This is a genomic window from Affinundibacterium seohonense (genome assembly GCF_014284305.1).
GTDB classification, from domain to species: Bacteria; Pseudomonadota; Gammaproteobacteria; order Burkholderiales; family Burkholderiaceae_D; genus Undibacterium; species Undibacterium seohonense.
On record NZ_JACOFW010000019.1, the window covers coordinates 38133 to 64010 of the forward strand.

Annotated in this window: 23 protein-coding genes and 1 tRNA gene; 6 read left to right on the forward strand and 18 right to left on the reverse strand. The window is 44.8% G+C overall.

Annotation, left to right across the window (positions count from 1 at the left end; all coding sequences use genetic code 11):
- Nucleotides 1-355: 355 nt before the first annotated feature.
- The 5 genes from H8K52_RS15250 (at nt 356) to H8K52_RS15270 (ending at nt 5244) form a co-directional block, all read left to right on the forward strand.
- The gene (locus H8K52_RS15250; protein ID WP_186923775.1) at nt 356-1354 is read left to right on the forward strand and encodes a L,D-transpeptidase Cds6 family protein; all 999 of its coding nucleotides are present in this window, start codon (nt 356-358) and stop codon (nt 1352-1354) included.
- Nucleotides 1321-3114 carry a L,D-transpeptidase family protein gene (locus H8K52_RS15255; RefSeq protein WP_186923776.1) on the forward strand — a complete coding sequence of 598 codons (1794 nt, stop codon included), beginning with the start codon at nt 1321-1323 and terminating at the stop codon, nt 3112-3114. The genes H8K52_RS15250 and H8K52_RS15255 overlap by 34 nt, the downstream gene beginning before the upstream one ends.
- A 51-nt stretch (nt 3115-3165) precedes the next feature.
- Complete coding sequence (locus tag H8K52_RS15260; protein WP_186923777.1) at nt 3166-3831, forward strand: peptidylprolyl isomerase; 666 nt, start codon at nt 3166-3168, stop codon at nt 3829-3831.
- Between the two features lie 89 nt (nt 3832-3920).
- The gene (locus H8K52_RS15265; protein WP_186923778.1) at nt 3921-4409 is read left to right on the forward strand and encodes a peptidylprolyl isomerase; all 489 of its coding nucleotides are present in this window, start codon (nt 3921-3923) and stop codon (nt 4407-4409) included.
- Nucleotides 4410-4470: 61 nt separating this feature from the next.
- Nucleotides 4471-5244: a UDP-2,3-diacylglucosamine diphosphatase gene (locus tag H8K52_RS15270; RefSeq protein ID WP_186923779.1), complete on the forward strand. Its 774-nt coding sequence runs from the start codon at nt 4471-4473 to the stop codon at nt 5242-5244.
- A 38-nt stretch (nt 5245-5282) separates the two neighbouring features.
- Here the strand turns inward: H8K52_RS15270 and cysE are convergent, their stop codons facing one another.
- The 3 genes from cysE to rnr all read right to left on the reverse strand — a co-directional run bounded on the left by cysE (nt 5283) and on the right by rnr (nt 9572).
- A complete protein-coding gene (gene cysE, locus H8K52_RS15275) occupies nt 5283-6029 on the reverse strand; it encodes a serine O-acetyltransferase (RefSeq protein WP_186923780.1) in 747 nt (248 codons plus the stop codon).
- Nucleotides 6030-6185: 156 nt separating this feature from the next.
- Nucleotides 6186-6926 (reverse strand): 23S rRNA (guanosine(2251)-2'-O)-methyltransferase RlmB, encoded by a 741-nt coding sequence (gene rlmB, locus H8K52_RS15280; protein WP_186923781.1) that lies wholly within the window; start codon nt 6924-6926, stop codon nt 6186-6188.
- Between the two features lie 186 nt (nt 6927-7112).
- Nucleotides 7113-9572 carry a ribonuclease R gene (rnr, locus tag H8K52_RS15285; protein ID WP_186923782.1) on the reverse strand — a complete coding sequence of 820 codons (2460 nt, stop codon included), beginning with the start codon at nt 9570-9572 and terminating at the stop codon, nt 7113-7115.
- Between the two features lie 228 nt (nt 9573-9800).
- Here rnr and H8K52_RS15290 point away from each other — a divergent pair.
- A tRNA-Leu gene (locus H8K52_RS15290) sits at nt 9801-9885 on the forward strand.
- A 217-nt stretch (nt 9886-10102) separates the two neighbouring features.
- Here the strand turns inward: H8K52_RS15290 and H8K52_RS15295 are convergent.
- From H8K52_RS15295 to rlmN, 15 genes are all read right to left on the reverse strand, one after another.
- Nucleotides 10103-10639: a phosphoribosyltransferase gene (locus H8K52_RS15295; RefSeq protein ID WP_186923783.1), complete on the reverse strand. Its 537-nt coding sequence runs from the start codon at nt 10637-10639 to the stop codon at nt 10103-10105.
- 11 nt (nt 10640-10650) lie between these two features.
- A complete protein-coding gene (locus H8K52_RS15300) occupies nt 10651-11964 on the reverse strand; it encodes an adenylosuccinate synthase (protein ID WP_186923784.1) in 1314 nt (437 codons plus the stop codon).
- Between the two features lie 6 nt (nt 11965-11970).
- On the reverse strand, nt 11971-13122 hold the full coding sequence (locus H8K52_RS15305; protein WP_186923785.1) for an ATP phosphoribosyltransferase regulatory subunit: 1152 nt from the start codon (nt 13120-13122) through the stop codon (nt 11971-11973).
- 117 nt (nt 13123-13239) lie between these two features.
- The gene (gene hflC / locus H8K52_RS15310) at nt 13240-14136 is read right to left on the reverse strand and encodes a protease modulator HflC (RefSeq protein WP_186923786.1); all 897 of its coding nucleotides are present in this window, start codon (nt 14134-14136) and stop codon (nt 13240-13242) included.
- Nucleotides 14136-15392, reverse strand: coding sequence for an FtsH protease activity modulator HflK (hflK, locus tag H8K52_RS15315; RefSeq protein ID WP_186923787.1), 1257 nt, complete (start codon nt 15390-15392; stop codon nt 14136-14138). Before hflK ends, hflC begins: the two co-directional genes overlap by 1 nt.
- Nucleotides 15393-15463: 71 nt before the next feature.
- The gene (gene hflX, locus H8K52_RS15320) at nt 15464-16573 is read right to left on the reverse strand and encodes a GTPase HflX (protein WP_186923788.1); all 1110 of its coding nucleotides are present in this window, start codon (nt 16571-16573) and stop codon (nt 15464-15466) included.
- Between the two features lie 44 nt (nt 16574-16617).
- A complete protein-coding gene (gene hfq / locus H8K52_RS15325) occupies nt 16618-16854 on the reverse strand; it encodes an RNA chaperone Hfq (protein WP_186889331.1) in 237 nt (78 codons plus the stop codon).
- 148 nt (nt 16855-17002) lie between these two features.
- A complete protein-coding gene (gene der / locus H8K52_RS15330) occupies nt 17003-18346 on the reverse strand; it encodes a ribosome biogenesis GTPase Der (protein ID WP_186923789.1) in 1344 nt (447 codons plus the stop codon).
- Between the two features lie 4 nt (nt 18347-18350).
- On the reverse strand, nt 18351-19517 hold the full coding sequence (bamB, locus tag H8K52_RS15335; protein WP_246464581.1) for an outer membrane protein assembly factor BamB: 1167 nt from the start codon (nt 19515-19517) through the stop codon (nt 18351-18353).
- 1 nt (nt 19518) lies between these two features.
- Complete coding sequence (locus H8K52_RS15340; protein WP_186923790.1) at nt 19519-20187, reverse strand: YfgM family protein; 669 nt, start codon at nt 20185-20187, stop codon at nt 19519-19521.
- 6 nt (nt 20188-20193) lie between these two features.
- Nucleotides 20194-21555: a histidine--tRNA ligase gene (gene hisS / locus H8K52_RS15345; protein WP_186923791.1), complete on the reverse strand. Its 1362-nt coding sequence runs from the start codon at nt 21553-21555 to the stop codon at nt 20194-20196.
- A gap of 65 nt (nt 21556-21620) precedes the next feature.
- Nucleotides 21621-22883: a flavodoxin-dependent (E)-4-hydroxy-3-methylbut-2-enyl-diphosphate synthase gene (gene ispG / locus H8K52_RS15350; protein ID WP_186923792.1), complete on the reverse strand. Its 1263-nt coding sequence runs from the start codon at nt 22881-22883 to the stop codon at nt 21621-21623.
- 2 nt (nt 22884-22885) lie between these two features.
- The gene (locus H8K52_RS15355) at nt 22886-23899 is read right to left on the reverse strand and encodes a helix-turn-helix domain-containing protein (RefSeq protein ID WP_186923793.1); all 1014 of its coding nucleotides are present in this window, start codon (nt 23897-23899) and stop codon (nt 22886-22888) included.
- Between the two features lie 4 nt (nt 23900-23903).
- Complete coding sequence (gene pilW, locus H8K52_RS15360) at nt 23904-24701, reverse strand: type IV pilus biogenesis/stability protein PilW (protein WP_186923794.1); 798 nt, start codon at nt 24699-24701, stop codon at nt 23904-23906.
- Complete coding sequence (rlmN, locus tag H8K52_RS15365; protein WP_186923795.1) at nt 24701-25855, reverse strand: dual-specificity RNA methyltransferase RlmN; 1155 nt, start codon at nt 25853-25855, stop codon at nt 24701-24703. The genes pilW and rlmN overlap by 1 nt, the downstream gene beginning before the upstream one ends.
- Nucleotides 25856-25878 lie beyond the last annotated feature (23 nt).

The following is a 25878-nucleotide window of genomic DNA, read 5'->3' on the forward strand; positions in this document are numbered from 1 at the left end:
CGGAAAGAACTAAAATCGACACGAGGAGAACCAGAGAATGGCAGCGAATTCCTATTTTTATAAGAGGCGAACGGTACTTTTCGTCGGAAAAAGAGCGATAAAACCTTAACATCCAACTCCAAGAACCATTCCCAAATGAACGACAGGTTACCTACTATTATTTTGTCATTGTGGCGACAATTTAGTTATGAACGAAGCCAACACACTACTTTTTCACGGCGATATGCAATCAGTACAACGCGACACCAAGTTTATTTGTTAAGATTGCGCCTGATAAATTTCATCAAGAAAAATACAACTGCGGCGATCGGCCTCGATCGAAGCACCATCATTTGGAAAAACTTCACGTTAAATTATGCGAAACTCAATAAAAAGCGTATTTGCTGCCATTGTCCTTAGCATTGGATTATTTCCACTTGCGCACGCTGACGATGCACTAGACGCCAGCAAACTGTATAAAGCTGGGCAATTGAATGAAGCCATCAAGAAAATTGATGCGGTACTAGCTCAACGTCCGAAAGATGCTCAAATGCGCTTTTTAAAGGGCATTATTTTGACGGAACAGAACAAGCCAGCTGAAGCTATTACGATTTTCAGCAAGCTCACAGATGACTATCCGGAATTGCCTGAGCCTTATAACAATTTGGCAGTGTTATATGCGTCGAATGGACAATATTTGAAAGCAAGTGCGGCTTTAGAAATGGCAATTCGTACAAACCCAACTTATGGTACTGCACACGAAAATTTAGGTGATGTCTATGCAAAATTGGCTAGTCAATCCTATGACAAGGCTCTCCAACTAGACTCTGCTAATTCGACCGCCAAGCTCAAACTCAATTTAGTTAAAAACTTGATTGGCAATACTACAGGTGGTACAAATCCTAAAACCAACACCAGCAATCCAGCGCCCATTGCCAGTATTCCAAATACAGCGATGGTAGCAACACCACCAGCAAAAGTTATTGAACCAAAGCCTGTAACACCTACAGTAACGAAATCAACAGCTGCAATCAATGAAAAAGACAATGTCTTGGATGTCGTTGAGTCTTGGGCAAAAGCATGGAGCAATCAAAACGTTTCCAAATATTTGGCTTTCTATGCCAAAGATTTTCAAACGCCAAATGGAGAATCCAGAAATACCTGGTCTGAAGATAGGCGCTCAAGAATTGAAGGAAAAGGAAAGATTAACGTGCGTATCGATGCACCGAACATCAGCATAGATAGTAATGTTGCGACTGTTAAATTTAAGCAATTTTACACGTCTGATCGTCTGTCTTCGACCAGCCGCAAAACTTTAGTGCTGTCAAAACAAGATGGCAAATGGCTTATCAAGCAGGAGCGTTCGGGCAACTGATGTATTTATTATCTCGTAGTAATGCTCCAGCACTACGGCCTGCTGGAGCCCTTTTCTCATCAATCTCATTTGCCGCATTTTTATTTGTTGGACAAGGCAATCTCGCTTCCGCAAATAATAATCCTCCACAAAAAATTCAGGTACAAACAGACAAATCAGGCCCAAATCCTGATCTACTCTTGATCGAAGCCTATAAGTACTTAGCGAACAATGAGTTGGGAAAAGCACAAACTAAAGTTGATGAGCTCTTACTCGCCTACCCTAATTTTCACTTGGCGCATTTAATTCGCGGCGATTTGATCGCCATGCGAACCCGTCCTGTGACACGCTTCGGTGCCGCTACAAATGCACCGACTGACAAACTAAAAGATTTAAATGAAGAGGCCGTTGCGCGACTTCGGGCAATTACGGAAAAACCAAATAAAGACCTCGTGCCTAGCGTCTTATTGCAAATGAGTGACGAACAACGTTACTCTCTTGTGATGGATGCCAAGCGTGCGAGGATTTATTTGTATGAAAATAAAGGCGGCATTCCCACCTTATTGAGCGATTATTATGTCAGCCAGGGAAAACTGGGCATGGACAAGTTCAAGGAAGGCGACCAACGCACACCTCTCGGTGTGTATTACATCACCAACCGCCTTCCTGGAGCAAAATTACCGGACTTCTATGGACCTGGAGCTCTGCCATTAAACTATCCGAACGAGTGGGACAAGCTAAAGGGGCGCGGCGGGTCCGGCATTTGGTTACACGGAGTTCCATCTACCAATTACAGTCGTGCACCACTTGCGTCGGATGGCTGCATAGTGCTTTCCAATCCAGATTTCCTGAAAATCTCTAGCACGGTTGATATCGCTAAAACGCCAGTGATCATTAGTGACAAGTTAGAATTTATCTCGCGCGCGAATTGGATGAGCGAACGACAAAGTGCTCGCAAGTTGATTGAAACATGGCAGCAAAATTTAGCGTCATCGAATCCCAACCAAACACTATCTCTATACAGCCAGAAATTCAAAAGTGCAGCCAACGACACCGCTCCAGCATGGCTTGCCAAGCAAACCCAGAGTATTGGCAAACTTGGTGGCATTTTTACTTTGCGTGACGTATCTCAGTTTAAATATCCTGGACGCGACGAGATTATTGTCAGCAATTTCGCCTTAGATATTCAAACAAACCGGGGACTTAGCACAATTAAACGACGTCAATATTGGGGCAAAGAAGCAGGACAATGGCGAATTCTTTATGAAGAGGCAAACCAAGTTGCTGGCACACGAATTGAACCAGAGCCGATGCGTGACATCGTAAAAAACACACCGAAAGAATCAACTAAGACAGAGGCACTTGTTAAAGAATCCTCAAAAAGTGAAAGTAAAGTATCAACTGCAACGTCAACGTCGAGATCAACATCTTCAAATACTGTTGCACAAGCTGAGATTGCGCAAGCCATCAAACGTTGGATCAATGTCTGGAGTGCAAAAAATACTAAGGCTTATCTCTCTCATTATGCGAAAGATTTTCAGACTCCCAACGGCGAATCTCGCAAATCTTGGATGGAAGAACGTCGCTCAAGAATTGAAGGTAAAGGAAAAATTGCAATCAACATTGATTCACCAAGCATCACTGTTGATGGCAATACTGCTACAGTCAAATTCAGACAAAATTATCAATCTGGTGCTTTAGTCGCGAGTAGTAGAAAAACACTAATCATGGTCAAGCAAGATGGTAAATGGTTGATCAAACAAGAACGTACAGGTAGTTAATTTAACTGAAAACTAAACTAAGTTTTTGAATCACTTAAAGAGGAGTCAAACATGTTCATGCATATTCGCCGTCACTTTTTACAAATTGGTGCTGCCAGCTTTCTGACTTTATTTGCCACTCTCTCACCCGCCCAAGAACTACCTAAAGTCATCATCAAAACATCGATGGGTAATATCGTATTGGAACTGTATCCTGAGAAGGCACCGAAAACAGTAGAAAATTTTTTACGCTACGTAAAAAAAGGACACTACGACAAAACAATATTTCATCGCGTGATCGACAACTTCATGATCCAAGGCGGGGGCATGGATGCAGCGATGCGCGAAAAACCGACCGATAAACCCGTCATATCGGAAGCCAAGATCGCTTATGAACAGGAACTAAAAAATGATATCGGAACGATCGCCATGGCTCGCACAAGTGATCCTAATTCAGCGCGGGCGCAGTTCTACATCAATGTCAACAATAATGATTTTCTCAACTATCAACCAGTGCCTGATGGCGATCCCGTCCAACTCGTGAAAAACGGAGAACCTGTATCAATGTCGCGTTCACGCGCTTTGGTTGCTGCCGCTGGATACACCCCTTTCGGCAAGGTCATTGAAGGTTGGGAAGTTGTCGAGAAAATTAAAGCTGCACCAACCACAGAGCTCAGCGTCCATAAAAATGTTCCCGTAACAATGATCAAGATTATTTCGGTTAAATTAATCAAATAACTCCAATGTTAAATTTCGACATTTCGCTCTTCTAAAATTAACAGCCGAATCAATTACAATACGAATTACTTCTAAAAAAAGGGGACATTATGGCAGTGCTACTTACCACGAATTTAGGTGCAATTAAAATTGAACTCAATCCGGAGAAAGCACCAAAGACGGTCAAAAATTTCTTAGCTTATGTTGAGTCCGGTCATTATGTAGGAACAATTTTCCACCGCGTGATCCCTGGTTTTATGGTGCAAGGTGGAGGATTTGAAGTCGGTATGAAGCAAAAACCAACGAATGGTCACGTCGAAAATGAAGCGAACAACGGCTTAAAGAACGTGCGTTACGCGTTGGCGATGGCACGCACCAGCGATCCTCACTCTGCGTCTGCGCAATTCTTCATCAATACTAGCAAGAACGACTTCTTAGATTACCCCGGCCAAGATGGATGGGGCTATTGCGTGTTTGGTGAAGTGGTTGAGGGCAAAGACGTTGTCGACAAAATTTCAGCATCAAAAACAACACGATCTGCTTTGTTTGCTGACGTTCCAGTCGAGAATATTCTAATTGAAAAGGCGGAAATTGTTTAAACTAAATTCAGTTCACTTTATTACGCGGTTAACTTAAACAATTACAATAGACGACTCTTTAATGTCCGAATCCAGTCCCATCTCAACAAATATCGCGCAAAAGAAGTTTCACGCTCTATTCGTTTCAGACATACATTTATCAGACTCTCTGCCACAAACCACCAGTGTATTCCTTGGATTCCTAAGTGAGATCGCAGTCAACGCCGAGCGCTTATACCTGCTCGGCGATTTGTTCGAGTATTGGGCTGGAGACGATGATTGTAGCGATCGTTACAACCGTCAAATCATCAATGCGTTACGTGAGCTCAGCGATAGCGGCGTTAAGATTTTTTGGCTTGCTGGGAACAGGGACTTTTTAGTCGGGCATATGTTTGCACAGCAATCAGGCGTTCAGCTATTAGAAGACCCAACCCAAGTTCACATCGACCAACACCACTTCATCATTTCCCATGGCGATGCGCTTTGTACCGATGACCTCGATTACATAAAATTTCGTGGAATGGTACGTCAAGCTGGATGGCAATCTGCATTCCTCGCCAAACCTTTAGCAGAACGCAAGGCGATCATACTTAGCATGCGTCAGGCCAGCAACGCAGAACAGCAAAACAAAAGTATGCAAATCATGGATGTTAATCAAGATGATGTGAAAACACTCTTACAAGAATTTCCCGGTGCCACACTGATTCACGGACATACCCACCGGAATGCGATACATCAAGAGAACTATGGCTTACGTTACGTATTACCCGACTGGGATTACGATCATGGCGCGAACAGGCGTGGCGGCTTCTTAGGCTTGGATTCTACTGGCAACTTAGAATTCACTTACCTCTGAGTTACCAGACGCTCAGTACAAGTAAAGCCTCGTCTTACTCAATCAACCAATTGCGAAATTTCCTTAGCATCAATGCGCTTTTCATTCAAAGATTTCTCGCATACGATACCTGCGACTTGAACTGCAGCACGCAATTTTTCAATTTGTTCTTGTTGTGAACAGACATGCTCAGTCAACTGACGGAAGGCTTTTGAAATCGGATCATCACCGCTAGTGCTAAGCCCATATGCACTAAAGCTCAATGGGGTATTGGCCGCATCTTTATCTTTGCTCGATTGGACAATATGCGCAGGATTCCCTACCGCAGTTGCGCCTGCAGGAACTGGTTTGATAACGACAGAATTCGATCCTATTTTTGCACCGGCACCAACCGTAAAGCCCCCCAAAACCTTTGCACCAGCACCAACAATCACGCCCTGCTCCAATGTTGGATGACGCTTAGCACCTTTTGTGAGCGACGTTCCCCCTAGCGTTACGCCTTGATAGATGGTGCAATCATCTCCAACGATCGCTGTCTCGCCAATCACCACACCAAATCCATGATCAATAAAAACGCGTTTTCCAATCGTCGCACCTGGATGAATCTCGATACCAGTAAAAATACGTGCAAGATGCGCGATAAAGCGTCCCAACCACTTCATGCCATGAGTCCAGCACCATTGCGCCCAAGTGTGCATCACAATTGCTTGTAGTCCCGGATAGCAGGTAATGACCTCCCAAGTATTGCGAGCGGCGGGGTCACGTTGAATGATGCTAGCGATATCTTCGCGTAATTGCTTAAACATGATGATGAAATGAATGCATAGAAATTGTGCAGAACTGAACTTCGGGCAAAAAGACAAAACAGGAGTGTAATGTTTTTTGAGAATTGTCGCTGAACGCTGTTAAATTTTTGCTTCTATTAAAGCAAAATATTCACGGCATTCAGCGAAATAGTTGACTTACTGAGCTGCAATGCGTTGACGACGTGCCTCATATAAACAAACGCCAGAAGCAACGGACACGTTTAAGCTTTCAACTGAACCCATCATTGGAATTTGCACCAGCATATCGCAATTCTCACGCGTCAAACGGCGCATACCCTCACCTTCATTCCCCATTACGATCGCAATACCACCTTTAAAATCGACATCATAAATCGTTTTTTCGACATCATCAGAAGTACCAATAATCCAAATATCGCGTTCTTTCAAATCACGAATCGTACGCGCCAAATTGGTCACTGTAATGTACGGTACTGTTTCAGCCGCGCCGCTTGCGACTTTTTCGGCAGTGGCATTTAAACCCACCGCTCGATCTTTTGGTGCAATCACCGCATGCGCACCGACACCATCAGCTACGCGCAAACATGCACCGAGGTTATGCGGGTCGGTAATACCATCCAAAATCAGCAGCAATGGTGGGCCTTCAATCGCATCAAGCAATTCATCGAGATTGCGAGCGAGAGATAGCTCACCAGCTTTTGCCACGACACCTTGATGGCGACGGGTTCCGACAATATTTGACAGGCGCTGATCATCGGCTTGAATAATCCGAATACCTGCGGATTTGGCAGCGTGAATGAGCTCTTGCATACGACGATCAGAACGATCATTGTCGACATAAATTTCTTCTACCGATGATGCTTCATGACGAAGACGGGAAGTGACGGCATGAAAGCCGAAAATCATTTTACTTTTCATTGTGTATTTCTCTAACGGGTTTAATTCTTGGGTTCATGAAAATGAAAACAGCTCATATTTCTATAGCACGTCTAAGTGAATCTTCATGAACCCTATATTCATTACTTGTACTATTTAATGCACTGAACTTGCATCGACTATTTTTCGACTTGAATCACGTCAACAAATCGAAAAAGCGATCAAGATTCAACGCTTTTTGCGACTACTCTGAACCGTCTTTACTTTGCGTTCGCTACGGCTTGGGGCAACGCCAACTTTTTTGCCTTTAAGTCTATTCACTGGCGTCTCGGCGTAGGTGCTCATGTCCTTTTGCACTTTACCTGGGATAGACTTAGCTATCTTGCTCGCAGCACTACGTTTAGTCTGGCGTGGCTCAACAACTTCTTCCAACTCGCGTGTTTTGGGGAATCTATTGGGCACCGCACTGGTCGCTAAGGACAAGTCAATTTTTCGCGCATCAATATCAACTCGGCTCACCACGACTTTAACCTTATCCGTCAATTGATAACGCTTACCGCTGCGTTCACCTCGCAGTTCATGACGCGCTTCATCGAATTGAAAATAATCTGCGCCAAGCTCAGTGATATGCACTAAGCCCTCTACGAACATTTCATCCAATTGCACAAACAAACCAAATTGCGTGACGCCTGAAATTGTGCCGGTAAATTCCTCGCCCAATTTACTCTTCATGTAATAACACTTGAGCCAAGCTTCAACATCCCGTGACGCCTCGTCAGCACGCCGCTCATTGGCAGAGCAATGAGTTCCAAGCATATCCCAAATAGTTTGCTCTTTCTGTTGGCGCTCTTTGCCAGCAGCTCTGTCGACGGCCATTTGTTTGCGAGCTGCGTTCGAGATGGTGGTATTTAAAATACTAGTATCGATTCCTTTAGGCTCGTACTTTTTACCCAGCAGAATCGCCTTAATCGCACGATGTGTCAGCAAATCAGGATAGCGACGAATCGGACTTGTAAAATGCGCGTAAGCATCATAAGACAAACCAAAGTGACCAATATTATCTGGGCTATACACCGCTTGCTGCATCGAACGCAGCAACATGGTTTGCAATAACTGTGAGTCTGGGCGACTTTTAATCTTATCCATCAATTGCGCATAGTCCGAAGCTGAAGGTTTATCTCCTCCCATCAGATTTAATCCAACTTGGCGCAAGAAATTACGCACTTGAGTAAGTTTTTCTTTGGTCGGCCCAGCATGAATACGATACACGCCGAGGTGTTCAAATTCCTGCAATAAACTTGCTGCACAAACGTTTGCAGCCAACATGCACTCTTCGATCAAGCGATGTGCGTCATTCCGTGTGCGCGGTAGAATCTTTTCAATTTTGCCCGCGGCATTGGCGACGATATAGGTTTCGGTCGATTCAAAATCAATTGCACCACGGCGGTGACGCGCTTTCAATAACACTTGGAATACTTCATACAGATGCAACAAATGCGGCACCAAAGGCAGGCGCTTATGCGCTTCCGGTCCTTTGGTGTTACCCAAAATTGCGGCAACTTCGGTGTAAGTGAAACGTGCAGCTGAATGAATGACAGCAGGATAGAACTGATAGGCTGTCACTTCACCGTCAAGCGAGATTACCATATCGCAAACCAGCGTTAAACGATCGACGTTCGGGTTCAAAGAACACAAACCATTCGACAGTTTTTCCGGCAACATCGGGATCACGCGTCGTGGAAAATAAACAGACGTACTGCGCAATAAGGCATCTTGATCAATCGCATCATTCGGTTTCACATAATGACTAACATCCGCGATTGCCACCAACAAACGATAGCCCTTCTCACGGCCAATTTTGCATGGCTCACAATACACGGCATCATCAAAATCACGCGCGTCTTCACCATCAATCGTCACCAGTGCGATATCGCGCAGATCAACTCTATCCTCTAAATCTTTAGGACCAACATCGAATGGTAATTTACTTGCGGCTTTTTGCGCAGCATCGGAAAATTCATGTGGCACGCCAAACTTACGCACAGCAATTTCTATCTCAATTCCTGGATCATCAATCTCACCAAGAATCTCAACGACTTTGCCAATCGCTTGTGAATATTTGGTTGGCTGCTCGATCAACTCCACGCTGACAACCTGCCCCGCTTTTGCCTTTCCTGGTGAGCCTGCTAGCAAGATGTCTTGATTAATTCGATTGTCTTCGGGGGCAATGAGCCAGATACCATTTTCTTGAATCAAACGACCAATGATGTGGGTATTAGCGCGTTCAAGAATTTCTAACACGCTTCCTTCTAATCGACCTTTTCGATCAGTGCCGACGACACGTGCACTGACCCGATCGCCATTAAGAATACGCCCCATCTCACGCTCAGATAAAAACAAATCTGGGCTACCGTCATCTGGTGTCAAGAACCCATAGCCATCACGATGACTGCTGACACGACCAACGATTAAATTATCTTGCGCCAGTGCAGAAAAATTTCCTAACTTATCCTGCGCGACCTGACCTTCGCGCTCCATTGCTTTCAGTCTTTTTGCCATGCCGTCGATCTCCTCAGGTTTGACGCCTAATTTTTTTGCAATCGATGCTGCCTTCAAACTTGTTTTTGAAGCACGCAAGACGCCGAGAATATCTTCACGGCTTGGTATAGGATAAAGATGTTTGTTCAAAACGATGAAGTCTCTTCTAAATTAAATATGATCATAAAAATGATGACCAAAAATGGATAAACATAGTTTATCGGGTAAAACAAAAAATACCTAGTCTTTGCCAGAATCGACAATCACGACCCGACAAATCAATGCTGACAGGCGCTGTATATTCTAAAAACTAAAGTGCCGCGCCATTTTAAATACATTGACTTTATAAGGCTTTACTTTATAATCTCGGTCTCCGTTGCCCACGTGGCGGAATTGGTAGACGCGCATGGTTCAGGTCCATGTGCCTTCGGGTGTGGGGGTTCGAGTCCCTCCGTGGGCACCAGCATTACTTAGAAAAGCCGTTGATTCGTCAACGGCTTTTTTATTTTCAAAGAGCATCTCACTCAACGTCACTCGCTTTTGGCGTAATCAAACTGCCTGGTAACAATTCACTCAATTTGGTCGATGAATCAAGTGGCAACACCTCAGCAAAAGAAAAAAGACGGATATACAAATAAATGAAATCCGTCTTTTAGAATTAAATTCAATTCACGATGAACTTAATGTTTATCAGAACTACCAACACCAATATCATCAAAGCTTAAAGTGTCGTAGATCTCAAATGGTTGGTGTATCCATGGCGCGCCTTCGAGATATTCCAGATAAAAATCGGGAACCACAACAGACACCGATTTCACCCAAATAACTGCACTTTTCATCTCAGTGATTTCCGGATAATGGAGTCGCAGCCATGGTTGGACTTCTTTAAAAGTAACTCCGGAATCAACCAGATCATCGACCAGCAAAACGCGACCTCGAAGATTCTTTTCTACGCTGGCTACACTACCGCCAATCTGTATTTGCCCTTGCTCTTGGCCAGCTGAACCGCGATAAGAACTAACAGAGAGTACACTCAAAGGTAACTTAAACAAGCGTGAGAAAACGTCGCCGATTCTGAGACCGCCACGAGCCAAGCACAAAATATGATCAAATTGCAGACCTGATTCGTGGACTTTCAATGCCAAACGTTCAATCGAACGATGATACTCATCCCAAGAAACAGACAAATCCTTTTGCTTTGTATTCAAAGTCGCCATCTCCACTATCTTCACAGGAATGGGTGACGCAATACAATAGTTTCTTCACGGTCGGGACCAGTTGAAACCATGTCGATAGGCACGCCAACTAACTCTTCGATACGTTTGATGTAGTTACGTGCATTCGCCGGTAGCGCATCCATCGACTGCGCACCTACGGTCGATTCAGACCAGCCCGGCATTTCTTCGTACACTGCAACACAACGTGCCGCCTCTTCTGCACCCACTGGGAAAATATCAACAGCTTTGCCGTCGATCGTATAACCAGTACACAGCTTCAAAGACTCTAAACCATCCAACACATCAAGCTTAGTCAAGCACATGCCAGACACGCCATTAATTTGTACAGAGCGCTTCAACAAAGCCGCGTCGAACCAACCACAACGACGCGCACGGCCTGTTACTGTACCGAACTCATGACCCACACTTGCCAGATGCTTACCAACACCTTGATCAGTTGGCAATTCAGATGGGAATGGACCAGAGCCAACACGTGTTGTGTAAGCCTTGGTAATACCCAAGATGTAATGCAACATGCCAGGACCAACACCCGAGCCTGCAGATGCATTACCAGCCACACAGTTACTTGAAGTGACGAATGGATAGGTACCATGATCGATATCGAGCAAACTACCTTGCGCACCTTCGAACAACAAACTTGCACCATTTTTGTAAGCTGCATGCAAAGCGCTGGAAACGTCAGTGACCATAGGACGAATACGTGCAACATCGCGCATCGCATCATCATAGGTTTTTTGGAAGTCGACGGCTTCGGCTTTCAAATAATTTACTAAGACGTAGTTATGGTATTCCAGATTTTCTTTGAGCTTTTCAGCAAAGCGTTCTGGATTTAACAAGTCAGCAACGCGAATCGCACGACGTGCCACCTTATCTTCGTAAGCTGGGCCAATACCTTTACCAGTTGTGCCAATTTTAGCCGCACCACGTGCAGCTTCACGCGCCGCGTCAAGGGCAGTGTGGTAAGGCAAAATAACTGGACAAGCTTCAGAAATTTTCAAACGAGAACAAACCTCAACGCCGTTCGCTTCCAGTTTATCGATTTCACGCAGCAAATCTGGTACGGAAAGAACGACACCATTACCGATATAGCAGGCAGTACCTGCACGCATAATTCCAGACGGAATCAATTGCAAAGCCGTCTTTTGACCACCGATAACCAAAGTATGGCCGGCATTATGTCCACCTTGAAAACGCACCACACCTTGCGCGTGATCCGTCAACCAATCGACGATTTTACCTTTGCCTTCATCGCCCCACTGTGTACCAATGACAACTACGTTTTTTGCTGGTTTATTTTGTGACATCGCTCATCAACCTACAGTTTTTAAAATCCATTGACTACCATCGAATTCGACCATGCGCGTGCATTCAAATTCGTCCTGTTCATTCTCGTGGCCAGGCAGATTTTGTATCACTACTTCACCTGCTTGGCGCAATTCATTTATTTTATGACGCAATGCCGGATCTGGGCTCCACGGTGCCAAAATCGCGTTCTTTCGCTCCGCAGAAGGCATCAAACGCGCCAGCTCACGCAAATCTAATGAGAAGCCAGTTGCTGGTCGCGCCCGTCCAAATGCTTCCCCCACGTGATCATAACGACCACCGCGTGCAACTGCGTTTGGCAATCCAGGAACAAAGGCATTAAACATGACACCACTATGGTAGTGGTAACCACGTAAATCAGCCAAATCAACCGTGACTTTGGCACTACCTGCCAAATCAACCAAATAGCTCAACTCGTCCAATGCTATCGCAATCCCATCGAGTTTGGGCAAAATTTCACGGGCTTTTTGAATAATCGCCTTGTCGCCATATAAAATTGGCAAATCCAATAGAGCTTGACGAACTTCTGGCTGAAAGTCTTTCGTCAACTCTTTTAATGCTGGCAAATCTTTTGCCTCTAACAAAGCAAATAACTGAGACTCATGGTGTTTGGCTGCAGCATCACTATTCAACAAGGCGCGCAACACTCCCACATGGCAGAGATCTAAACGCACTTCTGAAATATTCGCTAATGCCAAAGATGCCAGCATCAGCTCTTGAATTTCAGCATCAGCTTCGAGACCAGCATGTCCATAAATCTCACCACCGATTTGCAAGGGTTCACGCGTTGCATGCAAACCAGATGGACGTGTATGTAAAACACTACCGGCATAGCACAAACGTGTCACTGATCGGCGATTCAACAAATGCGCATCAATCCGTGCCACCTGCGTCGTCATATCAGCGCGCACACCCATAGTTCGACCAGAAATTTGATCAACTAATTTAAAGGTGCGTAAATCCATATCCTGACCAGCACCGGTCAATAAAGACTCAATGTATTCAAGTAACGGTGGCATGACTAATTCATAGCCATAGCAACGGAAATTATCTAATAAAACACGGCGCAGCTCTTCAATCTTGCGCGCTTCTGATGGCAAGACGTCGGCGATGTTTTCTGGGAGTAGCCAATTTGGCATAGGGAACAATCTTCAGCAATAGCAATACTACAAACATTAATGGATCGGGCAAAAACTAGAAAGACTGCAGTTCAAAATGAAATGCAGTCTATCTAACGTCACCCACTTTTAGTACATTTATTTTTTCGGTGCAGCTCCGGCAGCTCCTGCCCCTGGCGCTTTAAAATATTTAAAGAATTCTGAGCCCTGATCAACTACCATCATATCGCTCTTACTCTTAAAGCTAGCACGATAGGCCTCCAAACTGCGATAGAACTTGTAAAACTCTGCGTTCTGGCTAAAGGCTTGAGAATAGATTTTCGCTGCTTCTGCATCGCCTGCACCACTGACGGTCTGCGCTTCTTTATAAGCCTCAGCCAAAATGACTATACGTTGACGATCCGCATCTGCACGAATTTTTTCTGAATCAGCAAAGCCTGTTGAGCGCAATTCATTTGCCACACGACTACGCTCAGCTTTCATACGTTCGTAGACAGAGTTATTAATCTGTTCAACGTAGTCCACACGCTGTAAGCGTACATCGACTATTTCGACACCAATTTGCTTCGCTTCATCCGTGACTTTTTTACGAATCGCTTGCATCACTTTATCTCGTTCACCAGAAATTACATCACGTACTGAACGCTTAGTAATTTCTTCGTTTAAAGCAGCTTTCACGATTTGCGATAAACGATCACGGGCACGACCTTCCTCACCACCAAAACTAACAAAGTATAGTTTTGGTTCTGTAATGTGCCATTTCACATAAGTATCAACCAAAATGTTTTTCTTCTCAGCAGTAATGAAACGATCTGCTTCTGGGGATTCGATCGTCAAAATACGCTTATCCAAAAACATCACATTTTGAAATGGTGGCGGCAATTTGAAATGCAGACCAGGCTCACTAATCACAGCCTTAACTTCACCAAGAGCAAACACGATAGCATGCGATCTTTGATCGACGACAAAAATAGTCGAGTAAAAAACCACGCCAGCAATAGCTAGGGCGATTAAAGAAGAAATAAACTTATTCATTAACGTGACTCCCTATCGCGAGAATCGCGAACTCGACCATCTTTATTTCCTCTGACTTCGACAGTGCTCATGGTGTCTGTTGGTGCACTATTTGACACTGCAGGCGCATTTGTACGAGCACCGTTTTCACCTTGCGAATTGAGCTTATCCAAAGGCAAATAAATCATATTGTTGGCGTTTTTTGTATCCATCATCAACTTGGTGGTGCTGGAGAAAATTTGCTGCATGGTTTCCAAATACATACGGTCACGTGTCACTGCTGGTGCCTTTTGATATTCGACCAAAACTTGCTTAAACCGTGCCGCATTACCCTCGGCGTTTGCGATTACTTTTGAACGATAACCTTCAGCGTCCTGCAACATACGAGAGGCTTCACCACGGGCCTTTGGAATCACATCGTTCGCGTAGGCCTGGCCTTCATTTTTCTGACGCTCTTTATCCTGACCCGCTTTTACCGCATCATCGAATGCCGCCTGTACTTGCTCTGGTGGCTGCACTGCCTGCATTGTAACGTTGGTGATTTGCGCGCCCGAATCATAGCGATCCAAGACTTGCTGCATCAACATGTTCACGTCAAGCGCAACTTTTTCACGACCTTCATAAAGAACAAAGTCCATCTTGCTACGACCAACGATTTCACGAATCGCTGTTTCCGCAACCTGACGAATCATTTCTTCTTGATCGCGATTACTATAAAGCCACTTCGCCGCATCTTTCAATTTATATTGAACTGCAAATTGAATATCAATAATGTTTTCATCGTCAGTCAACATCAAAGCTTCTTTAGCCTGTTTGTTTTTAACGTTATTACGATAGCCAACTTCCACGGTACGTACTTGCTGCACATTCACAATCTCGTGCGCCTGAATTGGTGCTGGCCAGCGCCAGTTAAAACCAGGGCTGGTTTGGTAGCTATATTTACCAAAAGTCGTAACGACACCAGTTTGACCTTCCTGAACGATGAAAAAGCCGCTGATCATCCAGAAGAAAGCTAGCACGGCAACAATCACACCAAAGCCAATTTTTGCGAACAAAGAATCCGCAGGCGACCCACCAGCATTACCACCATCACCGCCACCATTTTTACCAAACATGCGAGCGATAGATTGATTGAAATCACGCCACAACTGATCCAGATCTGGAGGGCCGTCTTCTGGCTTCTTACCATCTTGCTTATCACCCTTTGACCCACGACCCCATTGAGGATCATTCAAAGAGAGCAATGGCCTTAAGCGATTTAAAAAAGGAATTCGCATTCGTTGATTACCCGATAAATTGTTGAATTTAATAACCAAAATAAAACAAAAGAAATACAAACCAAAACATGCTATTCATCAAATACAGCTTCGGTATTGGACTCAAAACTGACGGCTTCTTTTTGCATCAGTTCAACTATTGCGTCACGCAACAAATCAATACCCTGACCATTTTTTGCGCTTAAAAATACTCTGCTAATTTTACCATACTCATCCCGTTCGATTGCGGGAAGCAAATCAGCCTGATCGATCTTATTCCACACTAACAACTGCGGAATGTGATCAGCCCCTATCTCTTTAAGAACATGATTTACTTGCTCAATTTGGTCATTTCTGACCGCACTTCCACCATCCACGACATGCAGTAACAAATCCGCATGTATCGTTTCTTCCAACGTCGCCCTAAACGACGCAACCAACTGATGTGGCAAATCGCGGATAAAGCCAACGGTATCAGACACAACAATGTTACCAGCACCCTCCAAATACAAACGCCGTGATGTTGTATCTAAAGTCGCAAACAATTGATTGGCCGCATACGTGCCAGCCTTCGTTAAGGTATTGAATAAGGTTGACTTACCAGCATTCGTATACCCAACCAAAGACACAGTAAAAGTATTACTTCTGCCCCTAGAACGTCGCTGTGTTTCACGTTGCTTATGCAACTTCTCCATCTTTGCCTTGAGCATTTTCACACGCTCACCTAACAGACGACGATCGGTCTCTAACTGCGTCTCACCAGGCCCGCGCAAGCCAATACCACCTTTTTGCCGCTCAAGGTGAGTCCAACCGCGAACTAGGCGCGTCGCTAAATGCTGCAACTGTGCCAGCTCAACTTGCACCTTACCTTCATGACTCTTGGCACGCTGAGCAAAAATATCCAGAATTAAGCTAGTACGATCAACTACACGTATCTTCAAGTGACGCTCTAGATTTCTCTGTTGCGCTGGCGATAGTGCGTGATTAAAAATGACGAGATCCAGACTAAGATCAATGACAGCATGAGCGACCTCATCGGCCTTACCTGAACCTATAAACAAGGCCGCATCAGGACTCGATCGCTTACATGCAATGCTTGTGATAGTCTCAGCCCCTGCCGAAAGCGCGAGCTGAGAAAGTTCATCTAAACTTGCCGCAAAGTCTCCTTTGCCGAAGTCCACGCCAACTAGTGCAGCGCGCATATAAACCTAAAATAAATACAATTACTTAAAAGATTCAACAATAATTACTCTGCTTCAGAATCAGAATTAATACTCACCGCACGAGCTGGAACCACGGTAGAGATGGCGTGTTTATAAACCATCTGCGTCACGGTATTACGTAACAACACGACATACTGATCAAATGATTCAACATGACCTTGCAACTTAATCCCGTTGACCAGATAAATTGAAACAGGAATGTGTTCTTTTCTTAACGCATTCAAAAATGGGTCTTGTAACAGTTGCCCTTTATTACTCATAACAGCTCCATTGTGTTGTTGTGATTAGGAGTTGGGGACACCTTTTATTATTTCAAGTGTCCAAAAGATAATTAAGATACCACGAGAAATTAATTTTTAAAATACTTCCAAGAAATTTAACGAAGTAAAGTTTGTATCTACCGTTTTTTTACTTCGAATCTTTGGTAAAAGGATTTTTTCCCGAACGCATTTCTATCCGCAAAGGCGTTCCGGTTAAATTAAAAGTTTCTCTGAAATGTTTTTCTAGATAGCGTTTATAGACATCGCCAATCGCATCCAACGCGTTACCATGAATCACAATAATAGGAGGATTTTGTCCGCCTTGATGCGCATAACGCATCTTAGGACGAATCGAACCTTTACGTTTAGGCTGTTGATGTTCGACAGCCTCAATCAGTGCACGAGTCAACTTTGGCGTCGACAAATTCGCCATCGCCGCTTCATAAGCAGAATCAATCGACTTCATCAAAGGTGCAATACCAGTGGACTTCAACGCCGAAATAAAGTGGAACTTCGCAAACGTTAGGAAATTTAATTTGCGTTCAATATCCATCTTAATTTCATCACGGCGATCGCTTTGCAATCCATCCCACTTATTCACACCAACGACCAAGGCTCGACCAGATTCCAGAATGAATCCGGCGATATGAGCATCTTGCTCAGAAATATCTTGTTGTGCATCCAGTAGCAGCAACACCACGTTCGCTTCAGAAACAGATTGGAGCGTTTTCACGACCGAAAACTTTTCGATGGCTTCAAATACTTTGCCACGACGACGAATACCGGCAGTGTCAATTAAGGTGTATTGTTGCCCATCGCGTTCAAACGGAATTTCAATCGAATCGCGAGTAGTTCCCGGCATATCAAATGCGATTACACGCTCTTCACCCAACAAAGTATTCACTAGGGTCGATTTACCGACATTTGGACGACCAACAATTGCGATCTTGATACCCTTTGCAGCATCCAGATTTTCTTCCGGCTCATCTGGACGTGAAGCGTAAGCGATGTTTAATGCCTCCTCCACCAAGTCGGTAACACCGTCACCATGCGCAGACGAAATCACATACGGGTCACCCAACCCAAGTTCGTAGAAGTCTGCCGCAACGCTGGTGTAGCGCATGCCCTCAGCCTTATTCACAACCAACATGACCGATCGACCTGACTTACGCAAAAAATCAGTAATCGTCTTATCGTGCGGCGTCAATCCCTGCCGACCATCAACAAGAAAAATAATCACATCAGCTTCGGCCACGGCTTGCTTGGTTTGCTTGGCCATTTCGTGCATGATGCCTTCTTTTGCAACTGGCTCGAAACCACCTGTATCAATCACTAAAAATGGACGTTCACCAACTCGACCTTCACCGTAGTGACGATCACGAGTCAGTCCTGGCAAATCAGCGACTAACGCGTCACGAGTACGCGTCAGGCGATTAAACAGTGTGGATTTGCCGACGTTTGGTCGACCGATTAAAGCGATAACTGGTTTCATTAATTTATTCCGTCGCAAATGCGACAACAACACCTGATTTCGTTTGCACAATCAGGTTATTACCGACAATCGCCGGCGCAGACATAATCTTGCTTCCATCCGTCGGCATACGCGCCAGGAAAGAACCATCTTCTCTCGATAAAAAATGCAGGAAACCCAAACGATCACCGATCACCACCGCACGACCAAACGAGGTTGGCGTTGCCAATCCTCGATTCGTCAATTTATCATTTTTCCATACGGTAGCACCACCATTGATATCGTAAGCAAACACACCACCGGTATTATCCACGGCGAATGCAAAACGTTCATCGGCGGCAACGCCAACTTCACTTGAAATATTTTTCGCCCATTTTGCCGTGCCATTTACCGCATCAAAACAAGCAACACGCCCCTGATAACTAGCAGCGCAAGTGGTATTACCAACCAAGGCAGGCGCACCAGACATGTCAACGATACGTTCTAACTCAGTAGCCCCTTTTGCTTCTGCAGCCGTGGCTTCCCAACGTAAACCGCCATTTTGCAGTGCTAATGCAATTAATTTACCACCTGGCGTAGAAATGATAGCCATTTGATCTTTGATCGTAATTCCTGTCGCCATACGCAAAGTTAAAATTGGCAATGGACGTTCGACAGCCCACTTCATTGCACCGGTTTCGAGATCAAACGCCGTAATGCGATTATCAATACTGTGAACCAAAACCAGGCTCTCGGTCACTGCTGGAGCCGACAATATTTCACTACTTGCCTGCGCTTTCCAACGCAACTTACCAAGATCATCAAATGCAAATAACACACCTTTCTGACCAGCCACCGCAACTGCTTTTGCATTAGCGCCAACGCCTGCAGTTAAAGGGAGCTCTGCTTTGATTTTCCAAACGACTTGACCGCTAGAGCTATTAATCTTTGCAACAGTCCCATCAGCGCTCGCTGCGTAGACATCCACACCGACCACTGCTGGGCTGAAAAAATAATCACCAGCGGATCCCAAACTGACGGTCCAAGCATTTTTTACAGACATGCTGGTAGTAAAATTTTGCAATACCGCTGGAGCAGTCTTAGGATCTTCCTTAGCAAATGGATTGAGCCAAGACAAACTTGAACAAGCACTCAACAAGCCTATGCTGAACAAAGATACCAATATGCCACGTGGAAACATATTTAATTTCATATTATTTCTTGTCTGTAGTTACAGCAACTTTCGTATCAGGCGCTCCACCTAATGCATCTAACTTTATTTGCACCAGTTGCTTACCAACGTGTTTTTCACCCATTTTATCCAAGGCGCTCTTATAGGTTTCTCGAGCTTCCTTCAGCTTGTCCTGGGCAACCAAAACATCGGCCTTACGATCCAAAACATCGGCATCAAACTCAGCGGGGAACTCTCCGCCGAGGACTTTTAATGCTTCATCATAATTTTTCTCATCCAAGAGAATTGATGTAAGACGCAATTTTGCCAATGCTTTAAATTCCTTGGTATAACCATGCTCCACAACCCAATTTAATTGCACTTTTGCAGTTTTTAAGTCACTTGCGTCAAATGCCGTCTTTGCTGCCGCTAAAGCCGCCATACTTGCATAGGAGGTGCCTGCAAATTTTGTTACTAAATTGGCTGTCGCACCTTGCACCTTTGCGTTGTCTTTCAATCCTGCGGCACGTTGTACCTCATCATAAATTGCCGAAGCCTGAGAGGACTGACCATGCTGATAATTTGTCCACGCAGTCCAACCAGCGAAGCTAGATAATGCCGCGATAAGCAACCACGTTACCAAGTTACCGTATTGTTTCCACCACGCTTTGAGGGTGTCTATTTGTTCTTGCTCTTCGAGATCGTATGCCATTTTTTATTAATGATGAATGTGAATATGATTAGGATTATCGCACTGGGATTCGTCGTGATCAGTACCTACGATTTGATCGACCAAATAATCAACGGCGGTATCGAAAGGAACGCTGATTTGATTATTCGCAAAATCGTCTGAACGCATGGACTTGACGGTGACTGTCTCAGCTGCAGCTTCATCTTCGCCAATAATGACAGCAAATGCAGCTCCGCTAGCATCCGCCTTCTTCATTTGCGATTTAAAACTACCGATTCCCGTAGCAGATGCGCAATGTAACACAACATCTAAGCCTGCATCACGTAAACGCTCTCCCAAAACGAAAGATTGCATCTGTGCTTGCTCGCCTTGATGTACTAAATAAACATCGCAACCATTCGCAAACTCAGCGTCGCCATTAAGTTTCATTAACTCCAGCAAGCGCTCAACGCCCATTGCGAATCCACAAGCCGGCGTCGACTTACCGCCAAAAATCGTAAACAAAGCATCGTAGCGACCACCAGCACAAACCGTGCCTTGCGCCCCCAACTCGTCGGTAACCCACTCAAACACCGTACGATTATAGTAATCCATACCGCGCACCAATCTTGGATTGATCGTGAATGGGATACTATTGTGACGCAATATTTTTTGCACGCCTTCAAAATGTGCCTTGGATTCTTCACCCAAGAAATCCAATAACTTTGGTGCATTATTCACTAAGTCTTGCATCGCAGGGTTTTTCGTATCAAGAATACGCAAAGGATTTGAATACAAGCGACGCTGCGCTTCTGCGTCTAATTGCTCTTTGTGCCGCTCAAAATACGCGATTAATTCTGCGCGATGTTGATTGCGTTCCACAGCATCACCAATCGAATTCAATTCCAAACGCACATTGGAAAGACCAAGATCATCCCACAAGCGCTGACACATGGCGATTAATTCGGCATCAATATCAGGTCCCGAAAAACCTAGAGCCTCCGCGCCAACTTGGTGGAATTGACGATAACGACCACGTTGCGGTTTTTCATGACGGAACATAGGGCCGTTATACCAAACGCGCTTTGGTCCTTCATAGGTGATATTGTGCTCTATAGCAGCACGTACAATTCCCGCTGTATTCTCGGGTCGCAAAGTAAGTTTGTCGCCGTTCATAGCGTCTTCAAAAGAATACATTTCTTTTTCAACGATGTCGGTCACAGCACCCAAACCCCGCGCAAACAATGGTGTCGCCTCGACAATGGGCGTACGCATTTGCTGAAAGCCGTAGCTCTTCAATACTGACTGAACAGTATTTTCAAACAATTCCCAAAGCGCAGCTTGCTCAGGAAGAATGTCATTCATCCCCTTGATACCGCTGATCTTTTCTATTTTTTTATCTTCGGACATGCACTTGATTCCACTTTATTTTCAACTAAATTACAATTAAATTTCTATTACTCTTCGTTAAAGTCTCAAACGGTTGGCGAGTAGTGCGTCTGCACATAATCAAGCACAATTTTTTGAAAATCTTGCGCGATATTCTCACCACGTAAAGTCATTGCCTTCACACCGTCAATGAAGACAGGTGCCGCTGGTGACTCACCTGTACCTGGCAAACTAATACCTATGTGTGCATGTTTTGATTCACCTGGACCATTCACAATACAGCCCATCACCGCAACATTCATACCCTCAACCCCTGGATATTCTGTTTTCCAAACAGGCATCTGCTCACGCAAAAACGATTGAATATCGTCCGCCAATTCTTGAAATACGGTCGAAGTGGTACGCCCACAACCCGGACAAGCAATCACCATAGGCATAAATTTGCGCAAACCCATCGTCTGCAATATTTCTTGGGCTACAAACACTTCCTTACAACGATCACCACCTGGTTCTGGTGTTAGAGAAATACGAATCGTATCGCCAATTCCCTCTTGCAATAACACAGACAATGCCGCTGTTGATGCAACAATGCCTTTACTGCCCATACCAGCCTCAGTCAAACCCAAATGCAAGGGATAATCACAATGTTTACTGATTTCACGGTACACAGAAATCAAATCCTGCACCCCAGACACTTTGCACGACAAAATAATCTGATCTCCAGGCAAGCCCAATTCTTCCGCTCGGCGCGCACTCTCTATTGCCGAAGTAATCAAGGCCTGATACATGACTGTTTGGGCACTCAATGGAACAGAACGTTGAGAATTCTCATCCATAATCCGTGCTAATAAAGCTTGATCCAAGCTGCCCCAATTTACACCTATTCGTACCGGCTTCTGATGTAAACACGCCATCTCGATCATCTGTGCAAATTGCGTGTCGCGCTTTGCGCCTTGACCAACATTGCCAGGATTAATTCTGTATTTCGACAAGGCTTGCGCACACTCGGGGAAATCTTTCAACAAAGTGTGCCCGTTGTAATGAAAATCGCCAACCAAAGGCACATCAATCCCCATACGATCCAGTTGCTCGCGAATTACTGGTACGGCCTGTGCCGCTTCCGCGTTATTTACGGTGATACGCACCAACTCTGAACCAGCTCGAGCTAACTCTTTAATTTGAATCGCAGTACCGATGGCATCAGCCGTATCCGTATTTGTCATTGATTGAATCACGACAGGCGCGCTACCACCAACCACGACGACCCGATCTTGGTAGCGAATCTGCACTGCACGCGACTCTCGTCGTACACCAGCACCACAGGAAATTTCTTTGAGATCAACCAGCATAGTCATTTCACGACAAGATTAGCGACATTATTTCCGCGCTCTGACGCCAATGTCATTGGCGTTCCACGCAAAATTGCGTCAACACCTGCGGCATTTCCAAGCTTCACATAAAGAGCTTGCTTCACACTGAATGATTCTTCACTGCCTGCTTTCGCCAGATGCGAGCTCAGGATCGTGCCAGACTCAGTCTTCACCTGCACCCAAGAATCTTGGCGAAATTTCAGCACAAATAATTCGCTCAATGGCGGCAAATTCACTGGCGCTGCTGTATTACCTTTAGGCTCTACTGCTGCGACTGTTGAAATCACGCTTGAATCAACCACGGGCGGAGTCGCCTCTACCGGCTTTGAAGTTGCAACTTCACTTACTGCGGGCATTGACGGCAAGACTTCAGCCACTGGCGACGAAACAGGCACAGCACTCAAAGAGACCGCCGGCTGACTCGATGACACCGTAGTATGTTGTGCGTCATTGTCTGGCGTATTTAATACCGCAGCAGATTCAGCCACAACAACATCTTTTTTATCAAAGATCGCTCGAAAATTTTTACCAAACTCACTAGTCTGTAAAACCAAAAAAATCAAAACGACAACAACCAAAAACACCGCGCCAATAATGTAGCGTCGATTATTATCATGCTGACCAAGTAATGACAGTCGAGACTCGACAAATGGCGTAGACAAAGCTGGACGCAATGAGCTTTCCAATTGCACCGGCATCACATCTTGCGGAAGTGATGAAACCAAACTATCGGAATCAATTTTCAATAATTTCGCATAGGCACGAACAAAACCGCGGACAATCACCATCTTTGGCAAAGCAGCGAAATTATCCGATTCCAATGCCACAATTTGCGCTTGCGAAAGCTTCAACTGATCAGCCACAAACTGCACAGTCCACTTCTTACTCTGACGACTCGCTGATAGTTGCTCACCCGCCGTCTTTACCCCAAGCACATCTTTGACATTATTCAATTCTTGATTACCGTCAATTGGATCTGCTACAGAAGTTTGCATCACATCATTCATTAAAAGCACCTTTTTGAAACAAAGCAAACTCCCTCGAATTTGGGTGTCGGCGACGCAACTGAGTCCCGAGGCCATTCACCGAAGCTTGATCACCTAACTTATGGTCAATTTTTATTGCTATCCACAACACATCGGCAGCAAAGATTTCTTCTTTCAACACACGTTGAATATATGGCCTCGCTTTTTCAAACTGCGCCTTGTCGTAATACACTTTAGCCAAATTGGCGTTAACAGACGGATTATTCGGCTGCTCCTGAAATCCCATCAAGAAGTACTTCTCGGCGTTTGCAATATCTTTCATGCGCAGGCTACAAACACCAGCACTCAACATTGCCTTGATCGGCGTTGGATAACTACGATCAGAAAGAATACGATCATAAAGTGGCAAGGCCTGTTTTTCACGGCCGTTCTGACACAAAAACCAAGCGTAATTATTTCTAATCTCGGAGTTACTTGAATCCAATTTCAAGGCATGCAAGAAATTTTCTTCTGCACGCTGTGGATCACTCATTTCCATTTGTATCAATGCACGAAGGCTATATGCATCAGCAAATTGTGGCGACAAAGAAATGACGTTTCTGATCTCTTCCAAGGCCAATTTAAACTGTCCCTCTTTGAAGTAATCAACAGCGAGCTGCATACGAATTGAAACACGGCGTTGAATATCTGGATTTCCAGCAACCGTCTTTTCATCATCCATCGAATTGGAAGATTTTAAGCTAGAGCAAGCCGACAATAACATCGCACAAAAAGTAATAATCAGTACAAAAGTCGACTTGTAAAATCGCATTATTTTATCTCCGTAATTTTGCCAAAATTGGGACCAAATTTCTTCTGATACTCCGACATTTGCTGCATACGCTCCTGCACCCGCGTTCTATCTTGCACCTCACCAGCCAATTGACCGCAGGCCGCATCAATATCATCACCGCGCGTTTTACGCACAGTCGTGACAATACCAGCGTCCATTAAAATTTGTGCGAACAATTTAATTCGTACGTTGGATGATCGTTTTAATCCAGACTCTGGAAATGGATTAAACGGAATCAAATTAAATTTGCACGGAACCGTTTTCACCAAAGCGACCAGTTCTCGTGCATGCTGATCGGTGTCATTGACACCATCCAACATACAATATTCGAAGGTGATGAAGTCGCGTGGAGCGAACTCCAAATAACGACGACAGGCATCCATCAATTCATGCAAAGGATATTTTTTATTCAGGGGAACTAGGCCATCGCGCAATTGATCGTTCGACGCATGCAGCGAAACTGCCATCGCCACGGGACATTCTTTAGACAACTTATCAATCATCGGCACGACGCCACTGGTTGACAAAGTCACACGACGACGTGACAAGCCATAGGCATTATCATCCAGCATCAATTTCAATGCGGTGACAGTTGGCTCAAAATTCAATAGCGGCTCACCCATCCCCATCATCACAACGTTGGTGATTTGGCGCTCACCTTTGGGGCCAGGCTCTATACCCTTGGTACGGCGCAGTTCAAATTCAGCCATCCACAATTGGCCGATGATTTCACCTACGCTTAAATTACGATTAAATCCTTGTTTGCCGGTAGAACAAAAACGGCAATTGACTGCGCAGCCCGCTTGCGTAGAAATACACAAGGTGCCACGATTTTCTTCTGGAATGAATACGGTTTCAACCGCATTTCCATTGCCGACATCGACGAGCCACTTACGGGTTCCATCAGTCGACGTGTGATCGCTTATCACTGCTGGCGCGGAAATATGCGCACGACCAGCTAACTTCTCTCGCAAAGATTTTGCCAGATCGGTCATTTCATCAAAATTGCTAGCGCCGAATTGATGTATCCAGCGCTGCAATTGTTTTGCGCGAAACGGCTTCTCACCCAGCTCGCCGCAATATGCCACGAGCTGTGCAGGATCAAAATCCAATAAGTTGGTGAGTGCCGTCATTTAAATCTTCTCAATTAAATCTT